Raw genomic sequence first — 6,896 nt, 5'->3', positions numbered from 1 at the left:
GCGAAAGACCGGAATTCTAGTCACGCAGATGACATCTTGCAAGCGGTTTTTTGACTCGCGTGAAAATCGGAAAAGCGCGGGAGCGCAATCGCCTCAAACGTGGCGTTGCATGACGCGTTCGACGAGATGTAGATAGTGGTCGAGATCCGGCGTCGGTTTGCCCGCCACCTTCGCGAGATCGTCCCAGCGGCGCAGGCGCACCGCGTCTTCGGCGTGGGGGCGTGCAGCGAAATCGCGCGCCTCATCTTCATTGAAGATGCCACCCTGCAATTCGAGGCTGCGCACCGAGTCTGCGGAGAGGCAGCCGAAATACGCTTCATCGACGGCACAGAGGTAGCGCTTCGCATCCACATGCAGGCGGATAGGTTCCAGCACGCTATCGGGCAACACGGGCCGCAGGAACGGCAACGCATAGTACTGGTGCAGATCGTCGATGCCGCGTTCGGTCGGCGTTTCGCCCTGACGATTGAGCAGGTGACCCAGATCATGCAGGAACGCCGCGGCGGTCAGTTCTTCGGTCGCGCCATCTTCTTCTGCCAGCGCACCGCTTTGCAGCGCGTGTTCGAGTTGCGTGACCGGTTCGCCGCTATAGGCCAACGCACCATACGTCTCGAACAGCGCACGAATATCCGCGAGGTTCAGTGCCATCTTCTTCAACTCCTCTATGACGTGAATTCGGCGACGGCCCACACCTGAGCGCCGTCCATCGTTCCTTCCGCTCTCAGTCGCCGCAGGACTCGCGCATGCGCCTGGCCGATTCGTCGGCGTCGCGCGATGCGAGCGCGCTCAACAGCGCGCGATGCCCTGCATACGATGCATCCATTGCGCTGTGCGTCGGTGCTGCACGCTGCGAAGAGAGCCGCAATTCGCTCACGGTCCGCTCATAGGTCTCGCGCAGCCTGGCGTTGCCCGCCGCTGCCAAGAGCGACGCGCGAAACGCGTCGCGCGCTTGCAGAAACGCCTCACCCTTCTCGGCGACCACCGCGTCGCGCATCGCGTTGAGATGCTCGCGCAACTCCGCGACCTGCGCCGCGTCGATGCGCGGCGCCAGCATCCGGCACGCCGCTTCGCGCAACGCTGCGCACACTACGCCCAGTTCCTGAGCCTCAGCCGCGCCGACACTGCGCACGAACACACCGCGATGTTTCTCGTTGCGCACGAGACCTGCCTGCTCCAGCGCGCGAAACGCTTCGCGCACCGGCCCGCGCGAGACGGCGAGGCGTGCCGCCCAGTCGGCTTCATTGAGTTTGTCGCCGGGTGCGAGCACGCCCGCCGCGATGCGTCGCTCGATCTCGTCGCGCACCAGGGCAGTCAGCGAATGCTGGCGCACCATGGCAAGCGGCGTCATGTCGGACAACGCCTCAGGATCGCCCGCGTTGCCGCTACTCGCACGCTCGTCGCTCATCGGATCTTGCATGCCCTGCCTTGGCCGTCTGTTGCGCGCCTGCGGCGCATCGAACCGCATGGCATCCATCCGCTCAGTCCGCTCGCCGGCGCGGCACACGCGCCGCGATCAGCAGCAGCGCCCCCAGCGAGACGAGCAACAAGACCAGTGATAGTGCCGATGCCGGCAGGTAATAACCGCGCTCGACTGCGCCCACCACGACGATCGGCACCGTCGCAAACCCCGGCGGATACACCGTGAGCGTCGCGCCCAGTTCGCCCAGCGACAGCGCGAAGCCCAGCGCGAGACTCGCGCGGATGGCCGGCACGAGCTGCGGCAGCACCACGCGGCGCAGCACCATCGAAGGCGGCGCACCGAGACTCGCTGCCGCTTCGCGCAGCACGGTCAGCTCGGGACGCAGCGCAGCCGAAGCGCATCGATAGCAAAACGGCAGCACCAGAGCCAGCTGCACGAACACGACGATCGCAGCAGAACTGGACAGATCCACAGGCGCCTTGTGATAGGCGATCAACACTGCGAGGCCGAGCACCACGCTTGGCACGCCGTTGGGCACCATCGCGAGCGTGTCGACGACCGCGCCCAGACCGCGCCGGTCGCGTCCTTCGAGCGCGAGTGCGAGCCACAGACCCAGCGCGGTGCCGAGCACCGCCACGCCGAAGCCCACTTCGAGACTCGTTGCGAGCGCATCGAAGTCGGTAGAGCCGAGGCGCTCGAACCAGCGCGTGCTGAAACCGTCGGGCAAGATCGTGCCCGACCAGTGCGACGCGACGCTCGACAGCGCGACGACGATCACCGGCAACACGAAGAGCCAGAAGCACAGCAGCGCCGCGAAGCCAAGCAGTGTCGCGCTGGCAATGCGCGAGAAGAGGCTGCGCTCGACGGGCTGCGCGCGAAGATGCTTGGGCGGCAGCGCGATACGGTCGGAACCGGCGACGGGATTAGTTGACATTGCGCGCGCCTCCATGACTGCGTCGATTCACGCGCCGATACAGCGCATACAGGGAAAGCGACATCGCGAGCATGACCACGGCGCCTGCGGCGGCCGTCGGCAGATCGAGGTCGACCGTGGCCGAACTGTAGATTGCCACCGGCAGCGTGATGAGGTGCGCGCTGCCGAGCACGAGCAGAATGCCGAACTCGTTGAACGTCAGCAGAAAACACAGGATCGTGCCCGCCGCGATACCCGGCCAAGCGAGCGGCAGGATCACGCGCAGGGCGACCATGCGGCTGTTCGCACCGAGACTGCGTGCGGCTTCGATCAGGCGCATGTCGAGCAGCGCGAACGCGGCGAGCGTCGGACGCACGACGAACGGCGCGTAGAACACCACTTCCGCGAGTACCACCCCGCCGATGCCGAACAGGAAGTCGAGCGGGGGTGCCTGCAAATGAAAGAGCCGTTGCAGCCCGATGCTCACGGAGCCCTGCGAGCCGTACAGAAAGATCAGCGTGAACGCGACGAGAAACGACGGGAACGCCACGAACAGTTCCAGAAAACGCGTGACGAGCTGTGCGCCCGGAAACGGTTTGAAGAACAGCAGCGCGGCGAGCGCGACACCCAGCACGGAAGCCAGACCCGCACTCAGGAACAGGATCCACAGCGTCGTGGCGATCACGCCGCGCGAATCGGGATTGCCGAAGAACGTCTCGTACGCGTGGAAGCTCAAGCCATGCGAGCCAGAAAGACTCAGCAGCACGAGCCGCACGAGCGGATAGACGACCAGCGGCCCGAGCACGAACACGAGCAGAAACGCGATATGCCATTGCGCACGCCGTTCGCGGCGGCGCACGGCGGCCGCGTGCGCATCGGCGCCGGGCAGAGCCTGGGCGGAATCAGGGGTTGATAAGGACGACATCGTCAGCCTCGTAACGCAGGGACACACGCATGCCTTTCGCCGGCGTCATGCCGTGGCCGCGCTGCATGGTGACGAGCACCGGTTCGTTCGGCATCGCGTCGAGCAGCACCGGCACCGACAGCACCGAGCCATACCACTCGACCGATTCGATCGTGCCGTGCAGCGAGCCTTCGCCGAGCGGCACGATGCGCAGGCTTTCGGGACGCAGGCATGCGAGCTTGTCGCGCACGTCGTGACGCGCATCGCCCACCGGGAACGCGACGTTCGGTGGCAGCAGGTTCGCCGCGCCCAGATAACGGGCCACGTAGGCGTCGTTGGGCGTGTCGTAGAGTTCCTGCGGCGTGCCCAGCTGCGCGATGTGGCCATCGCGCATGAGCAGCGTACGGTCGGAGAGCACGAGCGCGTCGTCCTGATCGTGCGTCACACAGACGATCGTCAGGTCGGGCAGCCGCTCGTGCAGCGCCTTCAATTCGGAGCGCACCGAGGCGCGCAGATTGGCGTCGAGCGCCGAGAGCGGCTCGTCGAGCAGGAGCACGTCCGGCTCGATCACGAGCGCACGCGCGAGCGCCACGCGCTGCTGCATGCCGCCCGAGAGCTGCGCGGGCATGATGTGCCCCGCGTCGCCGAGCTGCACGAGCTTGAGCGCGTCGGCCACGCGCCGCGCGATGTCGCGCGACGGTACGCGGCGCGCCTTCAACCCGAACGCGACGTTCTCGAACACCGAGAGATGCGGAAAGAGCGCATAGCTTTGGAACAGCAAACCCAGGTTGCGCTGATGCGGCGGCACATGGGTCAGATCGTGGCCCGCCACGGTGAGCGTGCCCGCGAGTCCGTCGGCTTCGATGAACCCCGCGATGAAACGCAGCAAGGTCGTCTTGCCGCAGCCGCTGCGGCCCAGCACGGTCAACAGTTCGCCGCGTCGGATCGTGAGCGACAGATCGTCGAGGACAGTACGCGCGCCGAAGCGCACGCTCAGGTGGTCGATCTGCACGCCCGCAGCGCCGGAGGCGTCCGTGGCGTCAGTCAGTCCGGACACATCCGGCAGCGCGCGGGCCATGCCGGCCGGCGCGAGGCTTGCGGTATTCACCGGGTTCATCTCCTATCGACCGGAGTGGGCGCTTTAACTGTCGACCAGAGTTGGCGCTTTAGCTGTCGACCAGAGTTGGCGCTTTAGCGCTTACTCTGGTCCCATGCAAAGCTCCTTACTCCGGTCCCATGCAAAGCGCCTGACTCTGGTCCTATGCAAAGCTGTCGATGGGACCTGGCGCGGAAGCACCAGGTCCCATCCCATACAAAATTACAAATTGCTGCTGCTTACTTCGGCTTCACGACTTCGAGCTGCTTGCCCGACGAGCCGATCACTTCGGTCTTCCAGCGCGTCGTCCAGTCGGCCTTCTTCGCCATCACCTGGTTCCAGTCCACCGGGATCAGCTTCACGCCCTGGATGGCCTGCTTGACGGCTTCGCCGTTCTTGCCCTTGAGCGCCACGTCGGTGCGGCCCGGAATACCGAAGATGTCCGGCACCTTCGACTGCACGTCCGTCGACATCAGGTAGTCGATCAGCTTCTTGCCTTCAGCCTGGTTCGGGCCGTTCTTGATCAGGCCGATAGCGTACGGCAGCTGGAACGTCGTGGGATGACCGCCAGCGTCGGCCGCGAGGAAAATCGGCTTGAGCGAGAGGCCGCCGTTGGCTGCGTCGTCGAGATCCATCTGCAGGTCGCCGTTGGCCACCGCGATTTCGTTGCGCGAGAGCAGCACGTCGAGGTAGCCCGTGCCCTTGGTGTGGAACTTCGCGCTCTGCTCGAGCTTCTTGAGGTAGTCGAACGCCTTGTCTTCGCCCATCAGCGAGGTCGTGAGGATGATCACGGCCATGCCGTCGCCAGCCGTGGCCGGGTTCGAGTACGCGACCTTGCCCGAGTAGTCCGGGTGCAGCAGGTCAGCAAACGTCTTCGGCTCGTTCTTCACGACATCGGGATTGATCGCGAACGAGAAGTAGTTGTTCACGAACGTCGCCCACGAACCGTCGGTCGCCTTCGCGATCGTCGGCACGTTCTTGTAGTTCACGCTCTGGTACGGCTGGAGCAGGCCGCTCTGCTGCGCCGTCTGGATGAACGGCGGCAGCGTGACGATCACGTCGGCCTTCGGCGAGTCCTTCTCGACGTTCGCGCGGTTCACCACTTCGCCGCTGCCCGCCGTGACGATGTTGACCTTGACGCCTTCCTTCTTCTCGAAGGCCGGCAGCACGTCCTTGTAGAGATTTTCGAGGCCGTCGGCCGTGTACAGCACGACGGCGTCGGCGGCATGCGCGCTCGCTGCAGCGCCCAGAAGCGCCGCGGCGGCCGCGATCGGCAGCAGCTTGCGTGCAAAACCCGCGCGATGGGAATTCGTGTGGTTCATGTCACTCTCCGAAGGCAAAACCAGGTGCTCGGGATACCCGATGCGTTTGTTGAATGGATCGAACTGAGCTGAACAATCCGAACTTCGGCGGACTGCGCCGCCTGTCATTGCCCGCCTCGCGGTGGTCTCGTATCGCGATTGCAGATTGTCTACAATCCGACACTTTCCACCTGAACCAGCCGGCCAGGCGAAGCCGCGGAATTGCCGCTCGCCTCGCTGACCGGCCCATCTGGACGGGCCCCGCAAGAATCACAGGTTTTGATGACACGCGCATGACGATTGTGGCGTTTGTCAAAAAATTCCACAATTCGCCAATATTCGACAAGCCACATAGGCGTGCTGATTCTGCCGGGAAGGTGCTGACGGCAGCCATGCAGGCGTGTAGACGGGCAAGCGCAGCGCGCGCCACGCCGCGCCGCAGGGAGAGTCAGGCGATGACGAGTTCGGGCCCACGTGCCGTAATCGCGCGCGCGATGCTCTTTTCGGGCGCAAGCTCGGTGATGACGTAGCGCGCCTGCTCGAAGCCGTTGATGCGCACGGGCGTGACGCGCCCGAATTTCGAATGGTCGGCGACGACGATCGCGCAGGCCGTGGCCGCGAGCATGCGGCTGCGTACCTCGGCGACCATGCGCGAGTAGTCGGTGAGCCAGCCGTCGGCGGTGATGCCGCCCGCGCCGACGAACGCGAAATCGGCGTGGTATTGGGCAAGCTGCTGCACGGTGTCGAGGCCGAAGGTGGCTTCCTCGTGGTCGGACAGCTCGCCGCCCAGCAGCGTGACGCGGTTCTCGTTGCGGCGGCCGAGCAACAGCGCGATGCGCCAGTCGTTGGTATACACCGTGAGCCGATGGCGGTCCGTGAGCGCGCGCGCGAGCGCATGCGTGGTGCTGCCCGAATCGATGATGACCGAGGCGCCGTCGGGCACGAACTCCGCCGCACGTTCGCCGATTGCGCGCTTGGCGCTCGCGTTGGCGGCTTCGCGCACGTCGAGATCGGGCTCCCGGCGGTCGCTCGAGAGCGCGCCGCCGTGGGTCGTGACGAGCAGCCCTCGCTCTGCGAGCGTATTGAGGTCGCGCCGGATCGTCTCGCGCGAGACGCGCAGTTCGCGCACGAGATCCGCCACGGAAAGCGCGCCTGTCCGGTTCACTTGCGAGAGGATGTATTGGTGACGTTGTTCTGCGAGCATCTCGGTGGGCGCGGGTCGTGCGTGGAAAAAACGCTGGGAATGATGTGAGTCCGACGTG

The 6,896-nt window shown here is 65.3% G+C and carries 7 protein-coding genes; all 7 read right to left on the bottom strand.

Annotated features, from left to right (window positions below; genetic code table 11):
• Positions 1-93 precede the first annotated feature (93 nt).
• Positions 94-648: a phosphonate degradation HD-domain oxygenase gene (locus ACOJB8_RS27395; RefSeq protein ID WP_342946660.1), complete on the bottom strand. Its 555-nt coding sequence runs from the start codon at positions 646-648 to the stop codon at positions 94-96.
• A 73-nt stretch (positions 649-721) separates the two neighbouring features.
• Positions 722-1,348, bottom strand: a complete 627-nt coding sequence (locus ACOJB8_RS27390) for a GntR family transcriptional regulator (protein ID WP_475015475.1) — start codon at positions 1,346-1,348, stop codon at positions 722-724.
• A gap of 130 nt (positions 1,349-1,478) precedes the next feature.
• Positions 1,479-2,354, bottom strand: coding sequence for a 2-aminoethylphosphonate ABC transport system, membrane component PhnV (gene phnV, locus ACOJB8_RS27385; RefSeq protein ID WP_069261818.1), 876 nt, complete (start codon positions 2,352-2,354; stop codon positions 1,479-1,481).
• Positions 2,344-3,258, bottom strand: coding sequence for a 2-aminoethylphosphonate ABC transporter permease subunit (locus ACOJB8_RS27380; RefSeq protein WP_475015459.1), 915 nt, complete (start codon positions 3,256-3,258; stop codon positions 2,344-2,346). The genes phnV and ACOJB8_RS27380 overlap by 11 nt, the downstream gene beginning before the upstream one ends.
• Entirely contained in the window at positions 3,236-4,345 is a 1,110-nt protein-coding gene (phnT, locus tag ACOJB8_RS27375; protein ID WP_406951739.1) for a 2-aminoethylphosphonate ABC transport system ATP-binding subunit PhnT, read from the bottom strand. Before phnT ends, ACOJB8_RS27380 begins: the two co-directional genes overlap by 23 nt.
• A gap of 227 nt (positions 4,346-4,572) precedes the next feature.
• A complete protein-coding gene (gene phnS, locus ACOJB8_RS27370; RefSeq protein WP_342946663.1) occupies positions 4,573-5,655 on the bottom strand; it encodes a 2-aminoethylphosphonate ABC transporter substrate-binding protein in 1,083 nt (360 codons plus the stop codon).
• A 427-nt stretch (positions 5,656-6,082) separates the two neighbouring features.
• Positions 6,083-6,838: a DeoR/GlpR family DNA-binding transcription regulator gene (locus ACOJB8_RS27365; protein ID WP_069261815.1), complete on the bottom strand. Its 756-nt coding sequence runs from the start codon at positions 6,836-6,838 to the stop codon at positions 6,083-6,085.
• Between the last annotated feature and the right edge of the window lie 58 nt (positions 6,839-6,896).

Source organism: Paraburkholderia sp. BR10141, assembly GCF_056155635.1.
This window is presented reverse-complemented; position numbering and strand designations above follow the sequence as displayed.

Coding starts and splice junctions, on each gene's coding strand:
- ACOJB8_RS27390 (WP_475015475.1), bottom strand. CDS start 1,348: ATGACGCCGCTTGCCATGGTGCGCCAGCATTCGCTGACTGCCCTGGTG.
- ACOJB8_RS27395 (WP_342946660.1), bottom strand. CDS start 648: ATGGCACTGAACCTCGCGGATATTCGTGCGCTGTTCGAGACGTATGGT.
- phnV (WP_069261818.1), bottom strand. CDS start 2,354: ATGTCAACTAATCCCGTCGCCGGTTCCGACCGTATCGCGCTGCCGCCC.
- ACOJB8_RS27365 (WP_069261815.1), bottom strand. CDS start 6,838: ATGCTCGCAGAACAACGTCACCAATACATCCTCTCGCAAGTGAACCGG.
- ACOJB8_RS27380 (WP_475015459.1), bottom strand. CDS start 3,258: ATGTCGTCCTTATCAACCCCTGATTCCGCCCAGGCTCTGCCCGGCGCC.
- phnS (WP_342946663.1), bottom strand. CDS start 5,655: ATGAACCACACGAATTCCCATCGCGCGGGTTTTGCACGCAAGCTGCTG.